Origin of the sequence: Aeribacillus sp. FSL K6-1305, assembly GCF_038050115.1 — a bacterium.
In the GTDB taxonomy this organism is placed as follows: domain Bacteria; phylum Bacillota; class Bacilli; order Bacillales; family Aeribacillaceae; genus Aeribacillus; species Aeribacillus composti.
Genome location: NZ_JBBOQV010000001.1, coordinates 1,868,484 through 1,886,002 on the forward strand (window position 1 = coordinate 1,868,484; position 17,519 = coordinate 1,886,002).

Genomic DNA, 17,519 nt, shown 5'->3' on the forward strand with positions numbered 1-17,519 from the left:
GTCGAACTTCCTAACAATTTAAATTTTTCTATTCTTATATTATTCTCTTTTCATTAGGAATTCAATCGACTATGTTTTTTCAGCTCTTGTTATTTCGTTTCTTCAGGCAATGTAATAAATTTGGTTAATAGAGCGCTTACAAAATAAAGTATTGCCAGCACCCAAATAACTCCTGCATTTCCTATTGAACCAATTAACAGGCCAACGATAGCAGGACCAACAAAAACAGGCAAGCCAGCGCCTAAATTTAGAACAGACATTGCAGCTCCTTTGTCCTCTTTCACCAACGAAGGTACTAAAGCAGACAACGGAACATATCCCGCTAACAATCCGCCCCATAAAATGGCTACTAAGCCAACAATCCAAATATTACCATTAAACCACTCTGGAAAATAATATATAGCTAAAGTAGTAACTCCGCAGCCAATACCGCCAAAATACATGATGGTATTGCGCCAGCCAATTTTATCCCCTATATATCCAAAAAATAGATTAAATAAAATATTGCTTGTAAAAATTGTCCCCCAAATAGCCAACCATGTAGATGTTGGAATTCCGTGTCCAGCAAGATAAGTAGGCAAAAAAACAGGAAATGCAAACTGCGCAGTAGTATTAATGACACGAACAATGCCGCCTAATAATACTTTCGGCTCTTCCTTGACAATTGTGACACCTTTTATTAGCTCATATAATTTTTCTTTTGCAGAACTTCCTTGTTTTGGTTCTAATTTGTCTTTATTAATTATTAATGCGATTATCGCCCCTAATACGACCCAAAAGATTGATGACCACAACGTAGTATAGTGCCCAAATAATTTGATTGCAACTACGGAATAATAAGCCCCTAAAACATTTAAACCTCCTGTAAATACAAACCAAAACCAGCCGACTGCTGTTCCGAGACGCTCCTGATCGGCACGGTAAGCAATCCATACTAGGAAAGAGTATGCAAACAGCGGGTATCCCAAGCCCCTTAATGCATAAAACGGAACCATCCACCAAATATTAAAATTCGGCAGCCCAAAACTTAAAAATCCAATTGTTCCCAGTATATAAAATAACACCCCTAGCCACATCGTTCTTTTTGTACCAAGCGCTTCAACTAATACTCCGGACAGCCACGAAGAAACAGCGACTGTCACCCCATAAGCCGAAAACAATAGGCTAGTTTGCTGAACTGTAAATCCTTGATCAATTAACCAAGGACTTAGCCAGCCAATTTCCAGTCCATCTCCCATCATGAAAATTAAAATCCCTAAATAACCCCATGCAATCGAAGAAGGTATACCTAATTTTTCAGTCCATTTCACTCCAGTTACTTGTGTCATTATTTTACACCCCTTTTATTTAGTTCCATGAAAAAGATAAATATGTTTTTTTCCACCCTTTATGTTCAGCAGCTTCATCCATTGCCTTTTTTAAATCTTCTGCGTTTCGGATTGCTATGCTTTTTTCCGGTATCAACTTAGAGAGAGTTTTCTGATAATCTTCATTTAGAAATGCTTGCATCAAAGTTTTAAAATCTTCACTTGAACTTCTGGAACTTCCGTAAAGCTGCAACCCTTTTTCTAATACATCTCTTGTATTAATTGGTACACGCTGCTCTGTCACCCCCATTAAAATCAATTTGCCTTCAGGCTCCAATAAATCAATCGCTTGGTTGATAGCGCTTTCGCTAAACTTGCCACCTGTGCATTCAATTGCAACTGTCACCCCTTTAGCTTCTAAAAAAGGAAAATCGTTAACTAAGTGTACAGTGGCAAAATCAAACTGATTCAGTTTTTCTTCCACTGCTCCAAACACTAATAGCTGGCTTTTAGGAATATGAAAATAATGATATAGCATTGCGGCTGTTAAATATCCTACTGGTCCATCGCCGAACACAGCAATTTTCCCTTTATGAAAATCTTCTTCTTTCAAATGATTCAGTGCATGCAGTGAAACTGAGCATAACTCTGCTAATACAGCAATCTCATCTTTCAGCTTTTCTGGAATTGGTACAACATTTTCGCTTGGCAATACTAAAAACTCCTGACCAATGCCGTCATATCCGCTTCCTAAAAACACTCCAGTTTTACAATAGTTATCTGCGACATTTCTCCTGCAGGATTCACAACAATCTTCTTTTTTCTTTTGCTCTAGTCTGTAACCAGGGATGCTTGGCACAATTGCAACCTTTTGTCCAACTTGTATAAACTCATCTTTTGAAATGACTACTTCTCCAATCCCTTCATGAAATAATGCCATCGGAAGCTTTTGGTTAAGAGCTTCTTTTCTTCTTTTGCCGGTATAGTATCTTAAGTCTGCATGACAAATACTGGCTAAAATAGGCTGGACGACAACTTCACCTTCCTTTACTTTATGTTCAATAACTGTTTCTTTAAATTTTCCAGGCTCTATTAACCTATAAGCCTTTGAATAAATCACATCTGTCATCCTTAATCCTCCATGTTCATTTATGTTCTTTCTTGCTTATTTTTGATTGTTTATAATGAATATAATCCGATACTGTTTAAATTGTCAATATAAATGAACAAAAATATGTTTATTTTTGCTCGATTATATTAATTTTATGCTTGTAAATTTTATTTTATTAGTTTAATATAATCAGTACAATGAAAGCATTTTCATGGAGTGGTTGGTATGGAAAAATATACTATTGGAATTGATTTCGGTACTGAATCTGGGAGAGTTTTAATAGTAAACATTGACGATGGATCTATTAAAGGACAATGTGTCATTCCATATGCGCATGGAGTGATTACAGAGATGCTTCCGACGAACGATGGGACGAGATTACCCAGAGATTATGCTCTTCAGCATCCGGGCGACTATTTAGAAGTCATTATGAAAGGAATTCCTCATGCTATAAAAGATGCAAATATCAGCTCTTCACAAATTATTGGTATTGGCATTGATTTCACCTCATCTACTATGGTCGCAGTAGATGAAAAAGGAAAACCATTATGTTTTCACAAGGAATTTCAAAACAATCCCCATGCGTGGGTAAAATTATGGAAGCATCATGGGCCGAAAAAAGAAACAGAAGAAATGTTCAAATTAGCTTCTTCACATAAAGAAAGCTGGCTAAAAAATTACGGCTACAACATTTCAACAGAATGGTTTATCCCAAAATGCTATGAAGTTTTTTGCAAAGATCGTGAAGTGTATGAAAAAGCTAGCTTATTTTTGGAAGCAGGAGATTGGATTGTTTCACAGTTAACAGGGAAAGTTGTCAGAAGCAATTGCTCGTTAGGCTTCAAAGCTTTTTGGAATGAAAACAGCGGTTTTCCCGTGCAATTTTTCGAAAAGCTCCATCCTGAATTTAAAAACATTGTTTCTTCAAAGTTAAAAGGTAAAATTGGATATATTGGTGAAAAAGCTGGGGTCCTCACTGATGAAATGTCAAGTCTTTTAGGATTGCCGAAAAATCTGCCTGTCGCCGTTGCCATTATCGATGCTCATTCCGCAGTATTAGGAGTCGGTTCATCCAAACCGCATCAATTGACAATGGTAATGGGGACGTCCACTTGCCATATTATGCTGAGCAAAAAAGAAATTCATATACCGGGTATTTCGGGAGTAGTAAAAAATTCTATTATCCCAAGATTATATGCATACGAAGCCGGACAATCCGCTGTAGGCGATTTATTTGGCTGGTTTGCAAAACAAGTTCCGGAATCATTGATGAAAGAAGCGAAAGAACAAGGAATTTCAGTATTTGATTTACTGGAAAAAAAGGCATCTCACCTAGAGCCTGGTCAATCTGGTCTCATTGCATTAGATTGGCATAATGGAAACCGATCTATACTTTCAGATGCAGATCTTTCAGGAATGATTGTAGGACTGACCCTAGCTTCCAAACCTGAGGATATCTATAGAGCATATATGGAAGCTACAGCATTTGGCGCAAAAATGATTATTTCAAATTATGAACAAGCAGGATTAAAAATTAATGAAATATTTGCTTGCGGTGGTTTGCCCCAAAAAAATGATTTACTCATGCAAATATATGCAGACGTTTTAAATAAAGAGATTATTGTTTCAGCCAGCGATTATACCCCTGCAGTTGGCGCTGCCATTCTTGGCTCTGTTGCAGCTGGCAAGGAAAATGGAGGATATGATAGCGTAGAAGAGGCTGTTGAAAAGATGAAACAGCCAATTTTGAAAACTTACAAACCAATTCTCAGCCATGTAGAAAAATATAAAAAATTATTTCAAATATATCAGCAATTACACAATTATTTCGGAATTACGAAAAAAAGTTGGATGAAGGATTTAAAATCTCTTTAATCCGAACATGTCGCCCCAAAAAATATCTGCATGGAAGCATATCGTCAGTGCCGAAAGCAATATGATCATTCATGCTTGAGCAAAAACTGAACACTATATTTTTAGCAGGTTTCCCATTGGAACAACCTGCTTTTTCTTTTCACGCAACAATTCTGCCAATATTTTGTTCAAGTCTGCCAAAAATTCGGCAAAAATCTATTTTGTATTTTTCTAATATTCCGCAAATTAAGCGCTTTCAAATTTGGTACGGTTCTTGCATGATATAAAGTCGAAAAAAAAAATGAAAGGGGTTGTTTTGAGTGAAAGCAGCAGTAGTTAACGAATTTAAAAAAGCACTTGAAATCAAAGAGGTGGAAAGACCAAAACTAGAGGAAGGTGAAGTTTTAGTTAAGATCGAAGCATGCGGTGTGTGCCATACGGATTTACATGCAGCCCATGGTGACTGGCCGGTTAAACCGAAATTGCCGTTAATTCCGGGGCATGAAGGAGTCGGAATTGTTGTAGAAGTCGCAAAGGGAGTTAAATCAATAAAAGTGGGAGATCGCGTCGGCATCCCATGGTTATATTCTGCATGTGGTGAATGTGAATATTGTTTAACTGGTCAAGAAACACTTTGCCCGCATCAATTGAATGGCGGATATTCCGTTGATGGCGGATATGCGGAATACTGTAAAGCTCCCGCAGATTATGTGGCGAAAATTCCTGATAACTTAGATCCAGTTGAAGTAGCGCCAATTTTATGTGCAGGCGTAACGACATATAAAGCGTTGAAAGTATCAGGTGCTCGGCCAGGTGAATGGGTGGCCATTTACGGTATTGGAGGACTTGGTCATATTGCATTACAATACGCCAAAGCGATGGGACTTAATGTGGTAGCTGTTGATATCAGTGATGAAAAATCAAAATTAGCCAAAGATTTAGGTGCAGATATTGCAATCAACGGTTTAAAAGAAGATCCTGTCAAAGCGATACATGATCAAGTAGGCGGTGTTCATGCTGCTATTAGTGTAGCGGTGAATAAAAAAGCATTTGAACAGGCCTATCAGTCAGTGAAACGGGGAGGCACATTAGTTGTTGTCGGTCTGCCAAATGCTGATCTGCCTATTCCGATCTTCGATACAGTATTAAACGGCGTTTCCGTTAAAGGTTCCATCGTCGGTACAAGAAAGGACATGCAGGAAGCATTAGATTTTGCTGCTCGCGGAAAAGTCCGTCCAATTGTTGAAACCGCTGAATTAGAAGAAATAAATGAAGTATTTGAAAGAATGGAAAAAGGAAAAATCAACGGTCGTATCGTACTAAAATTGAAGGAGGATTGATGATGAGCTCAATTGCAGCCCCTAAATTAAAAGAAAAAGTTGAAAAGTTTTTATCCGGTAAGAAAAAAATGTATATAAACGGCAGCTTTGTTGAAAGCGCTTCAGGAAAAACATTTGACACTCCTAACCCTGCAACGGGAGAAAGATTGGCAACAGTTTATGAAGGAGATGCTGAAGATATCGACCGCGCTGTGAAGGCAGCCAGAGAAGCGTTTGACCGTGGACCGTGGTCAAGAATGAGCGCAGCAGAAAGAAGCAGGCTCATGTATAAACTGGCGGATTTAATGGAGGAAAATAAAGAAGAACTGGCTCAGCTAGAAACATTGGATAATGGGAAACCAATTCGTGAAACAATCAATGCCGACGTACCGTTGGCAATTGAACACATGCGTTATTATGCTGGATGGTCTACGAAAATTGTCGGACAAACAATTCCAGTCAATGGACCGTATTTTAACTATACACGTCATGAACCAGTTGGCGTCGTAGGGCAAATTATTCCTTGGAACTTTCCATTGCTCATGGCAATGTGGAAGCTTGGCGCCGCGCTTGCAACCGGTTGTACAGTTGTATTAAAGCCAGCTGAACAAACACCTCTTTCAGCTTTATATTTAGCTGAACTTATTGAAGAAGCCGGTTTTCCTGCCGGTGTTGTCAATATTGTTCCCGGATTTGGTGAAACAGCAGGTGATGCATTAGTCAAACATCCACAAGTTGATAAAATTGCCTTCACAGGTTCAACTGAAGTCGGAAAATTAATTATGGCAAACGCTTCGAAATCTCTTAAACGCGTTACGTTAGAACTAGGCGGTAAATCACCGAACATCATTTTGCCTGATGCTGATTTTTCAAAAGCAATTCCGGGTGCTTTAAATGGCGTCATGTTCAACCAAGGACAAGTTTGTTGTGCAGGCAGCCGCGTCTTCATTCAGAAGAAACAGTATGACAATGTTGTGGCTGATATGGTATCCCATGCAAAATCTATTAAACAAGGATTTGGACTAAAAGCAGATACAGAAATGGGACCGCTTGTTTCTTCCGAGCAGCAAAACCGAGTCCTTGGATATATTGAAAAAGGGCTGGAAGAAGGTGCTGAACTTTTAACAGGAGGACAAAAACCTTCCGAACAAGGGTATTTTGTAGAGCCGACTATTTTTGCCAACGTTGAAGATTCTATGACCATTTCAAAAGAAGAAATATTCGGACCGGTAATCGCCGCTTTGCCATATGAAGATATAGATGAGTTGATTGAACGTGCAAACGATACAAATTATGGATTAGCAGCAGGCGTTTGGACGCGCGATGTTACAAAAGCTCATTACATTGCTAACAAGCTCCGTGCTGGAACAGTTTGGGTAAACTGTTACAACGTCTTTGACGCTGCAAGTCCGTTCGGCGGATATAAAGAATCCGGCATAGGAAGAGAAATGGGATCCTATGCATTAGACAACTATACAGAAGTGAAAAGCGTCTGGATTGCCCAGAATTAATACAAAATAGGGGAGTGCTCGATAGGCCCCTAAATAATTCAAGTAGAGAAAAACAAATCGTTTTTCTCTACTTGATTTCGTATTTTTGTCTGAAAGTAGCTGGCGGATGCCGGCTACTTTCAATATGTTGTGGTAAGCAATGAATTGTTGCTTGCCACTTACATATTTTGTTTACCTTTTACATATTAAAAGGATTTTTTTATTTTTATATGGAATTATGTATTTATGGAAAAACTGTCAATGTTAAAGGGGGGACATAATGAACATTCATAAATTTGTCATGCCGGAGATAATATTCGGAAACGGTTCCATTTCTGAAGTCGGCAACTGCTGTTTACGTTTGGGCGCATCCAATGTGCTCATCGTCAGTGATCGCGGTATTTCGGAGGCCGGCTGGCTGGATGTAGTCATTGATAGCTGCGTCAAAGCCGGTTTAAAATACGAGACATTCATTGATATTACGGTTAATCCAAAGGATACAGAAGTGGATAAAGGGCGAAATATATATCTTAAATATGGATGCGATTCGGTGATCGGGATTGGCGGAGGCAGCGCTATTGATGCAGCCAAAGCTATTGCTCTGTTAGCAACAAATGGCGGAGTCATTCATGATTATGAAGGCGTCGACAAAATTAAGCATCCCCTCCCGCCTCAAATCATGATTCCTACTACAGCCGGCTCGGGATCAGAGGTTTCACAATTTTCTATTATTTTAAATACAGAAAAACAGAAAAAGATGACCATTATTTCAAAATCGTTAATACCTGATATTGCTATTATTGACCCTGAAACACTCGTGACAAAAAGTTCCCATTTAACTGCTTCAACAGGAATCGACGTTTTAACACATGGGATTGAATCGTATATTAGTTTGGCCGCAACACCGCTAACTGATGTTCATGCCAAAAATTCTATATCGCTTGTCGCTAAATATTTACGGCCTTCTGTCGCCTCTAAATTAAATAAAGAGGCGAAAACCAATATGGCAATGGCAAGTTTACAAGCTGGAATTGCCTTTTCCAATGCCATTTTAGGAGCTGTTCATGCCATGTCTCATGCAGTTGGTGGCAGATATCCTATTTTGCACGGCGATGTGAATTCTATTTTATTGCCTCATGTCATGGAATTTAATTATTTAGCAAATCCTCAAAAATTTGCAGATATTGCGTATCTCCTTGGATTAAATGATTGCGACATATCGAAAATGGAAGCAGCCAAAAAGGCGATTGACCTTGTGAAGGAATTAATTCAAGATGTTGGAGCTCCGCAAAGGCTTTCTGAAATTCATGTAAAAAAAGAAGAAATTCCTCAAATGAGCTTAACTGCTTTAAATGATGCATGTATGATCACAAATCCAAGGGATGTCACTGTCGAAATTATTGAAGAACTTTTCAGAAAGGCTTGGTAGAAATGTTGCTAAAAGATCGGGAAGAAATGATCAGCAAGCTGACTGGTGTCCAGTCTTCTAAAAAAAGCTACTATAATGAATTGAAAATCATGGTTGAAGAGCTCAAAAAGAAAAACATGCAGCTAGAGGTGATAAATGAGGTAAATAGAAGCTTCAATATCGATATGTCAATAGATGAAATGCTGAAAAATATATTTGAAAAGCTAAAAGTTTTTTTTCCGCTTGAACGAATCAGTTTATCTTTATATGAACATGATAAGCTGACGCTAACAAATGTATATCCTCCCAATTCTTTATATTTTCCTATTGGATTTGTTTTTCCAAAAAAAGATTCTTTATATTGGCAGGCAATTGAGTCGTCACAAAAAATTTTTTACCAAATGAATAATGATCTTCATTATTTCATTGAAAAAAAGGCGTATCAATCATTAGGTATTCAAAGCGCCTTAGTCATTCCCCTCGTAAGCAAAGAAGCGGCTATCGGTCTTTTAAGCATTGGAAGCAAAAAAATCAATCATTTCGATGAATCGGACCTTGCGTTTTTTCAGCAGCTATCCGATCAAATTGCCGTTTGCATCGAAAATGTCCGTCTTTATCATAAAGTCTTAACAGCCAAAAAAGAATGGGAAGAAACGTTTCGTGCGGTATCAGATATGATGTTTATTACAGATTTAGAAGGAAATATATTAAAATCGAATGATTCTGCAAAAGAATATTTTAAAACCGATCTTATCGGACAGAATATACACAAGTTATTAGAAATCGATAAAAAGGAAGCTACTCAGGAAAAATATCTCTCAGTCAAAGAAAATATTATTGATGAGTTTCATTTAAAAAATCACGTCTTTGAATTCCGCTCATTTCCGATCTTTAATAGGAGCCATGAGGTTTATTCATATATCATCTACATTATCGATATTACAGAAAAACGAAAGATGGAGGCTCAACTAATTCAGTCTGGAAAATTAGCGGCTATTGGAGAAATGGCAGCCGGAATCGCACATGAACTGAACAGCCCTTTAACAGCTATCCTTGGCAATTCTCAGCTTTTATTAAGATCATTCAAACAGGACGACCGCTCCTACAAACTTTTATCAGACATATATTTATGTGGAAAAAGGTGTAAATCCATTATCCAAAATTTACTTACTTTTTCGCGTCAAGATGAATATGTGTTCGAAGAATGCTCTATCAATGAAGCGGTGGAACAAGTATTAGGAATTTTTAGCGACCAGTTTAAGCAACAAAATATCATCATTCAAAAAGAACTGGCTGAGCATATAGATCATGTGAAAGGAAATATTCAACAAATCGGACAGATCATTTTAAACTTATTAATTAATGCAAAGGATGCCTTGGAAGAAAAAAATATACCGAAGAAGATCATCAAGATTGAAACAAAAGAAATAATTGAAGACAACAAAAAATGGATCACACTGTCCATAACAGATAATGGAATCGGAATTCAAAACCAGCATTTGCAGGAAATATTTAATCCTTTTTTTACCACGAAAAGTCCAGGAAAAGGCACTGGACTAGGGTTGTCCGTTAGTTTAGGGATCGCTGAAACACACGGCGGTACAATTGTCGTGAACAGTAAATACGGAGAAGGCAGTGAATTTATTTTAAAGCTCCCAGTTAGACACGAATAGAAAGGGAGATGATTTGCAATGAAAAAGGTACTAGTAATAGACGACGAACGTGAAGTAGGAAACTTTTTTCGACATCTTTTAGAAGAAAAAGGATATGATGTAAAGGTAGGTTTGAATGCTGAAGATTTTTCCAACTTAATTTCGCTCCATTCCTTTGATTTAGCACTAATTGATGTCAAGCTGCCTGGTACAGATGGTCTTCATTTGCTTAAGCAATTAAAAACAGCTCATCCTTCCTGTAAAGCTGTCATTATGACAGGATACAGTACAGTGAAAACGGCTGTAGAGGCCATTAAGAATGGTGCAAATGATTATATTGAAAAACCGTTCGATGATATAAGCCAATTAGAGAAAACATTAGAAGATTTATTAAATAGCGAGAAATTTTCTTCACCAGCAAACACCGACAAACTGGCCGATACGATTGGATTTATTATCGGCAACAATAAAAAGATGAATGAATTAGTCAAGCTGGCGGAAAAAATTGCTAAGAAAAACATAAATGTATTAATTGAAGGAGAAACAGGAACAGGCAAAGAGGTGCTTGCCCATTTTATTCACAACATGAGCTTAAGATACGATCAACCATTTGTCCGAATAAATTGCGGAGCTGTTTCCGAAACGTTATTGGAGAGTGAATTATTCGGGCATGAAAAAGGTGCTTTTACTGGAGCCATTAAACAGAAAAAAGGAATATTTGAAATAGCCAATAACGGTACACTGTTTTTAGATGAAATTGGTGAAGCAAGCCAGGCCATTCAAGTACAGCTGCTAAGAGTACTAGAGACGGGGGAATATTTCAGAGTAGGCGGTGAATCGATCCGTAAAACGAATACACGGATCATTGCGGCCACGAATAAAAATTTGGCCGAGGCTGTCCAAGAAAAAACGTTTCGAGAAGATTTATTGTATCGTTTAGATGTAGTGAAATTAAGAATTCCCCCACTGCGAAACAGAATAGAAGATCTCCCGCTGTTTTTGGATTATTTTCTAAAAAAGATAAACGCTTCACATCTTACATTCTCAGATGAAAGCATTGAACTAATGAAAAACTATAACTGGCCGGGAAATGTAAGAGAGCTATTTAACATTGTCAAAAGAGCCGCAACATTGGCAGATGGAGAGACAGACATAATTACGCCAAAATATTTACCCGACAAATTAAAAACCAGCTTCAGCTTCCAACTAACAAAATTTCCAAAAGCTAGCACAGTTCATGATGATTTAGAAGCTTATTTATCGAATTGGACGAAACATATTTTATCGTTATGGAAGCAGCAAGATGACATCGACCTTGAACAAGTATTGGATTCCATTAAAGAATTAGAAAAACAAATTGGCCGATCATTTGTCCTCAAATCACTTAAAAAACATACAGGAGATCGAAAAAAAACAGCAGAAGCACTAAACATTACAACTCGGCAGCTACGATATTTGCTTAATGAAAAAGGGAAAATTTAAATTAAGCACTTTTTAAATAAATAAAAATTATTGTGAATGAGAATTAAATGCTGCCCGTAAGCTAAAACAAGCGGATCATGAAAGATCCGCTTGTTTTATTAACGCATTACTTTTATAGTGAAAAAATCAAGCAAGCTTGAAAGCCGAAAACTCACAGCCATAAAAGCTGATACGGCTTTTCTAAATATTTTTTCACCAGCCCGAGAAATTGGCTTGCCGGAGCTCCATCAATTACTTGATGGTCAAACGTTAAGCTGAGCGGCAAAATTTTTCTCTTTTGAATGGTATCTCCTGAAAACACTGCCGTATCCGCAGCTGTTCCTACTCCGAGAATGCCCACTTCCGGAGGATTCAAAATCGGGGTGAAAAATTCAACGCCGTAAGCCCCTAAACTGGTGATCGTAAAGGTCGAGCCGCTCATTTCTTCGCTGCTTAAATTTCCTTCTCTTGCCTTCTTACTTAGTTCCTTGATATTTTTCGAAATTTCGTTTAAGGAAAGCTTGTCGGCATGGCGCAAAACCGGCACAACGAGCCCGTTCTCCAATGCAACTGCAATGCCTAAATGCACTGAATCATACGTTTGAATCTGCCCATTTTCATACAAACTGTTCATTTGCTTTTGATTTCGCAGCGACAGAATGACCGCCTTGGCTACAAAGTCAGTAATAGTCAATTTTAAATTCTGCTCATCTTGCAGTTCGCTTTTAATCTTTTCTTGCAGCTCAAATAAAGAGGTCACATCGGCTTTCATATGAATCGTCAGCTGTGCTGTCTGATGCAGACTTGTAAACATCCTTGATGCAATCACTTTACGCATGCCAGTGACAGTTTTTACTGCAATATCTTCTTGCTTTTCCGCCGGCTTATTTGTCGAGATTACTACTTCTTGTTCAGGTTCTAAATGGGGGGATGCTTTTTTCGATTGAATCGCTTTTTCAACGTCCGCTCTTGTAATTCTTCCTTTTGGCCCTGAACCCGAAATACTGCTCAAATCAATCCCGGCTTCACGTGCTAGTTTTCGGGCGGCTGGTGAAACGCGAATTGTTGTTTGAGAAGATAAGCTTTCTTCTTTCAAAATGGTTGTCGCCACTTCTTGGGCAGCATCGTTCGTTATGTTGTTGATTACCTCCCCTTCTTGACCGATATAGCCAATGGCTTTTCCTACTTCCACTGTTTCATCCTGCTCGGCAGCAATCTCTAATAACACGCCATCTTGCGGTGCTTCGATATCCTTTTCAATCTTATCAGAGCTGATCACCACAACTGGTTCTCCTTTTTTTACTGGATCGCCCTTTTTCTTTAACCACTCTACTACCGTTCCTTCTTCCATGCTCATTCCCAGCTTTGGCATGATAATTTCAACTGTCATGTTTCATCTCTCCTTTGATGAATACTAGAAATGCTATGCGTGTTGATGTCTCCATGCATCAACACGCACAGCTTTTTTTATGCGGTCACGATCGCTTCGTCTCCAATTATTTCAGCCGCTGCCTTAAGCACTTTTTCCGGTGTCGGCAAGTAAAGATCCTCCAGCGCAGGCGAAAAAGGAACCGGACAATGCGGAGCCGTAATCAGCTTAATTGGTCCATCCAGATAATCAAATCCTTTATCTGCTACAAGAGCGGAAATGTCAGCAGCTGCACTGCAGCGAGGATTTGCCTCATCAATGACAATTAACCGGCCTGTCTTCGATACAGAAGATAAAATCGTTTCTTCATCAAGCGGGGACAGTGTTCTCGGATCAATTACCTCCGTTTCGACTCCTCTCGTTTTTAATATGTCGGCAGCCTTCAAGGCCGTGTGCACTTGCTTCCCTATCGCTACGATGGTCAAATCGCTGCCTTCCCGCTTGATATCCGCTTTTCCAAACGGGATCGTATAAAATCCTTCCTCTACTTCTCCTTTCAGGTTATAAAGTGTTTTATCTTCAAAAAAGATAACGGGATCATCGTCAAAGATGGAGGTAAGCAACAGTCCCTTCGCATCCGCCGGTGTAGAAGGAACAACGACTTTTAAACCGGGTATATGGGTAAAAAGGGCATACAGGCTTTGGGAATGCTGCGCCGCCGCTCGAAAGCCGGCACCGTGCATTGTTCGTATCGTTACAGGCACCTTCGCCTTGCCTCCGAACATATAACGAAGTTTTGCCGCTTGGTTCATAACTTCATCTAAGCAGCTGCCGATAAAATCGTTAAACATTAATTCGGCAATCGGTCTTAGTCCTGTTGCTGCGGCGGTAACTGCTGCACCAATATAGCCGGCCTCCGCAATAGGCGTATCCAACACTCTTTCTCTTCCAAACTCTTGAACTAGACCTTTCGTAACCCCCATTACTCCTCCCCAAGCTTCATCGTCCTGCAAATGATCCACATTCGCTCCTCCGGCAACGTCTTCTCCAAGTAAAATAACATTTTGATCTTTGCGCATTGCCAGCTTCATAGCTTCATTGACCGCACCAGAAAAAGAAATTTTTCTTGCCATTTTTCGTTCCTCCTAACTCCTTTGATTTAATAAGATACATAAACGTCCTTTAAAAGATCCTCAGCAGACGGAAACGGGCTTTTTTCAGCAAAATGTACCGCCTCCTCAACCGCTTTTGTTACCTGTTGTTCGATATTTAATAATTCTTGTTCGGATATTAATTGATTGGAAAGAATGTAATGGCGGAATTTTGCAATTGCATCATTCTCCTGTAAATGCTTTTGTTTTTCTTCCGCAGATTTGTAAGTCTGGGCGTCACCTTCAAAATGTCCGTAATTCCGATATGTCTTACATTCAATTAATGTCGGGCCCTCTCCATTTCGAGCTCGTGCAACTGCTCTTTCTGCCGCCTCATATACAGCTACCACATCTTTGCCGTCGACCACTTCTCCCGGGATATTATAGGCCTGAGCCCGATCCGCAATGTTTTTACAGCTGGATGCATATTCAAATGGGGTCGCTTCTGCATATCCGTTGTTTTCCGCCACAAAAACAACAGGCAATTTCCATATAGCTGCAAGATTAATACCTTCATGAAATGTTCCATGATTGTTCGCGCCGTCTCCGAAAAAACAAACTGCAACCGCTCCCGACTTCTTCAATTTTGCTGTCAGGCCTGCCCCAACAGCTAGCGGGAACCCCCCGCCGACAATTCCGTTGGCCCCAAGCATTCCTTTTTCAACATCGGCAATATGCATCGATCCTCCTTTTCCGTTGCACAATCCTGTTGCCTTTCCGTAAATTTCAGACATCATTCCGTTCAAATCACAGCCTTTGGCAATGCAATGTCCATGTCCGCGATGCGTACTTGTGATATAATCTTTGTCATCTAAATGCGCGCAAATTCCTACAGCGACCGCTTCCTCGCCAGCATATAAATGGACAAAGCCAGGCAGCACTCCTTTGCTGAAAATTTCATGAACCTTGTCCTCAAACTGGCGAATTTCATGCATTTTCTGAAATATCCATTTTGCTTTTTCTTGTGTAATGGGAGTAGATGTTGATTTGGCAATCGTCATAAAGATAACCTCCTATTTGATTGGCTTCACTTTTTTCATTTGCAACTATCATGCCAATAAAAAAATGCTTACAAATCAACATTCTTTGTAAGCGCTTTATAAAAAATATTTTTTTCATCTCATTTTGTCCTAATTTTTATCGTTTTGTCGCAAATTAGCTCAATTTATATTTTTTTAATTTGCGATACAGTGTACTTCGAGAGATATTTAACGCAGCAGCCGCCTCACCAATATTTCCATTTGTTTTCTTCAACATATTTAGAATGCGTTCTCTTTCTAGCTGATCCCGATACGACAAATTACCTTTATGGAATGTTTCGGAATTTTCCTGTTCTTGCTCCCAAGCAATCAGCATGGATTTCAAGTGGGAAATGGATGGAATACGGTCTCCATATTCCACTCGTATACGCTCGAGCACGTTAAACAGCTCCCTTATATTTCCGGGCCAGTGATAAGCTGAAAACAACTGTATGACATCATCTGGAAAAGAAATGAGCCAATCATTTTTTTGACAATAATACTCAATAAAGAATGGGATATCTTCTTTACGCTCTCTTAATGGCGGAACGTTAAGCGTGCATACATAAATGCGGTAAAATAAATCTTCACGCAGCTTTCCTTCCTTTACTAATTTGTATAAATTGCGATGTGTTGCAGTTATGACTCTTATATCAACAGGAACGGGCTTTTCCCCGCCAATCGGTACAACTTCTTTTTCCTGAAGCACTCTTAAAAGCGCTACTTGCATTTCCGACGGTATTTCACCGATTTCATCAAGAAAAATGGTTCCGCCGTCAGCCTGAACAAATTTCCCTTTATGCCCCGTCCGTTTGGCTCCTGTAAATGCCCCGTCAACGTAACCAAATAACTCGCTGCCGATCAATTCCTTTGGAATAGCTCCGCAATTTACTGCAACAAACGGCTCATTTTTTCTCACACTATTTTGATGAATCGAACGAGCAATGAGTTCTTTTCCTGTTCCTGTTTCTCCCATGATACAAACAGTCGACTCCGTTTTTGCAACTTTTTCACAGATCTTTAAAAGATTTTGAAATGATAAGCTTTTTCCAACTACTCCTTCAAAGTGATAAATTGTTGTAGGAAATGGAAAAGCTTCATGATAATTCGTCTTCTGCAGGGTAACTTCATAGCCAATCAAATCATGGTAAATGGAAGAAAAAATAGGAGTCTTCGTTTTGATTCGCCAATTTTTATCACAAATTTCTTCAAGCGGTTGATCCATCATGCTCGCGAAGAAAGAACGTAAACAATGGTTGATCCATACAATCTTCCCTTGATCATCACATATCATTGAAGGGAAATGAGGATTTTTCACTTTCGATGAATATTTAAGCAACTCCAACATATCGTCCTTTTTTCTCATGTGAAATTGTTGTTCAATCGTATACGCTGCAGCGACAACAGTGGCTAAGGCATGGTTGGAAAATTGAGAGCAGTCGATGGGGTAAGATAAGTCGATAATTCCGACAAGTTCTTTTTTTTCGTCATAGATCGGCGTGGCTGAACATACCCACTGCTGAGAAGCAAGAGAGTAATGCTCTAACCCAGTAACCGTAATAGGTTCACGAATCCTCAATGTTGTTCCAATTGCGTTCGTCCCCACCTCATCTTCAGTCCACTTCACCCCCTCAATAAAATTGATTGTTTCTGCCTTGTTCATGGCCTGTTTATGGCCGTTCATATACAAAACGTATCCGTTACTATCAGCGAGAAGAAGAATTGATTTCGTTTCTTGAAACACTTTTTCCAAATGTCCTAATATCGGAGCAGCAATTTGAAGCAATCTTTGATTCTTTTTCCTTCTTTCCGTCAACAGCTGCGAATCGAGCACAATCCTTCCTTTTCCATCATAAGGATCGACATTTTGTCGGCGGCAAATATACCATGACTCTTCAATTCTTTTATTCATCCTCCCATGATCCAATACTCCCTCCCGAACAAAACGGCGCCAAATTTCGTGTTTCAAAGGATCAACGATACTCATTTTTCTCCTCCTTCCCACATTTTCCACCAATATGAACATTCGACTTTTTATGCAAAATTCCTTTTGAAATACGCTAATCGTTGAATTAAAGCTTTTACTGCTGAACAGTTTTTTATTTTAGATAGCGACTTGTCTGGAAAAGTTTTTTAGATAAACGCTTCATAGGTCATCGTGAAAATGAAAACGATCCAAGCGACAGCCATGGAACTTTTCATTGTCAAAATCAGATTATTATGATGCGGTGAAAACAATGAAACGTTGTGTTGACCAAACATTGATTAAATGGTTTTTCGTCATAATCAAATATATGAAACTGAAAGACTGAAAGACTGAAATTCTGGAAGTATCTTAACATTTGCATTTCGAGGATGTTAGTCATTCAATATTTTCA

At 38.9% G+C, this 17,519-nt stretch carries 12 protein-coding genes; 6 read left to right on the forward strand and 6 right to left on the reverse strand.

Annotation, left to right across the window (positions count from 1 at the left end; genetic code table 11):
• Window positions 1-89 precede the first annotated feature (89 nt).
• Window positions 90-1,328: an MFS transporter gene (locus NST97_RS09010; protein WP_339197217.1), complete on the reverse strand. Its 1,239-nt coding sequence runs from the start codon at window positions 1,326-1,328 to the stop codon at window positions 90-92.
• A 19-nt stretch (window positions 1,329-1,347) separates the two neighbouring features.
• Complete coding sequence (locus NST97_RS09015; RefSeq protein WP_339197220.1) at window positions 1,348-2,436, reverse strand: alcohol dehydrogenase catalytic domain-containing protein; 1,089 nt, start codon at window positions 2,434-2,436, stop codon at window positions 1,348-1,350.
• A 207-nt stretch (window positions 2,437-2,643) separates the two neighbouring features.
• Here NST97_RS09015 and NST97_RS09020 point away from each other — a divergent pair, with 207 nt between their 5' ends.
• The 6 genes from NST97_RS09020 to NST97_RS09045 all read left to right on the forward strand — a co-directional run bounded on the left by NST97_RS09020 (window position 2,644) and on the right by NST97_RS09045 (window position 11,623).
• A complete protein-coding gene (locus tag NST97_RS09020; protein WP_339197223.1) occupies window positions 2,644-4,293 on the forward strand; it encodes a ribulokinase in 1,650 nt (549 codons plus the stop codon).
• A 299-nt stretch (window positions 4,294-4,592) separates the two neighbouring features.
• Entirely contained in the window at window positions 4,593-5,612 is a 1,020-nt protein-coding gene (gene adhP / locus NST97_RS09025) for an alcohol dehydrogenase AdhP (RefSeq protein ID WP_063387231.1), read from the forward strand.
• A gap of 2 nt (window positions 5,613-5,614) precedes the next feature.
• Complete coding sequence (locus NST97_RS09030; protein ID WP_063387230.1) at window positions 5,615-7,102, forward strand: aldehyde dehydrogenase family protein; 1,488 nt, start codon at window positions 5,615-5,617, stop codon at window positions 7,100-7,102.
• A 259-nt stretch (window positions 7,103-7,361) separates the two neighbouring features.
• Entirely contained in the window at window positions 7,362-8,510 is a 1,149-nt protein-coding gene (locus NST97_RS09035; RefSeq protein ID WP_063387229.1) for an iron-containing alcohol dehydrogenase, read from the forward strand.
• A gap of 2 nt (window positions 8,511-8,512) precedes the next feature.
• Complete coding sequence (locus NST97_RS09040; RefSeq protein ID WP_144597045.1) at window positions 8,513-10,162, forward strand: GAF domain-containing sensor histidine kinase; 1,650 nt, start codon at window positions 8,513-8,515, stop codon at window positions 10,160-10,162.
• A gap of 18 nt (window positions 10,163-10,180) precedes the next feature.
• A complete protein-coding gene (locus NST97_RS09045; RefSeq protein ID WP_063387227.1) occupies window positions 10,181-11,623 on the forward strand; it encodes a sigma-54-dependent transcriptional regulator in 1,443 nt (480 codons plus the stop codon).
• Window positions 11,624-11,774: 151 nt separating this feature from the next.
• Here NST97_RS09045 and NST97_RS09050 read toward each other — a convergent pair whose 3' ends face one another.
• The 4 genes from NST97_RS09050 to NST97_RS09065 form a co-directional block, all read right to left on the reverse strand.
• Window positions 11,775-12,992 carry a dihydrolipoamide acetyltransferase family protein gene (locus NST97_RS09050; protein ID WP_341343137.1) on the reverse strand — a complete coding sequence of 406 codons (1,218 nt, stop codon included), beginning with the start codon at window positions 12,990-12,992 and terminating at the stop codon, window positions 11,775-11,777.
• Window positions 12,993-13,069: 77 nt separating this feature from the next.
• Entirely contained in the window at window positions 13,070-14,104 is a 1,035-nt protein-coding gene (locus tag NST97_RS09055; RefSeq protein WP_063387225.1) for an alpha-ketoacid dehydrogenase subunit beta, read from the reverse strand.
• A 26-nt stretch (window positions 14,105-14,130) separates the two neighbouring features.
• Entirely contained in the window at window positions 14,131-15,123 is a 993-nt protein-coding gene (locus tag NST97_RS09060) for a thiamine pyrophosphate-dependent dehydrogenase E1 component subunit alpha (protein ID WP_063387224.1), read from the reverse strand.
• Window positions 15,124-15,277: 154 nt separating this feature from the next.
• Complete coding sequence (locus tag NST97_RS09065; protein ID WP_341343138.1) at window positions 15,278-17,128, reverse strand: sigma-54-dependent Fis family transcriptional regulator; 1,851 nt, start codon at window positions 17,126-17,128, stop codon at window positions 15,278-15,280.
• Window positions 17,129-17,519 lie beyond the last annotated feature (391 nt).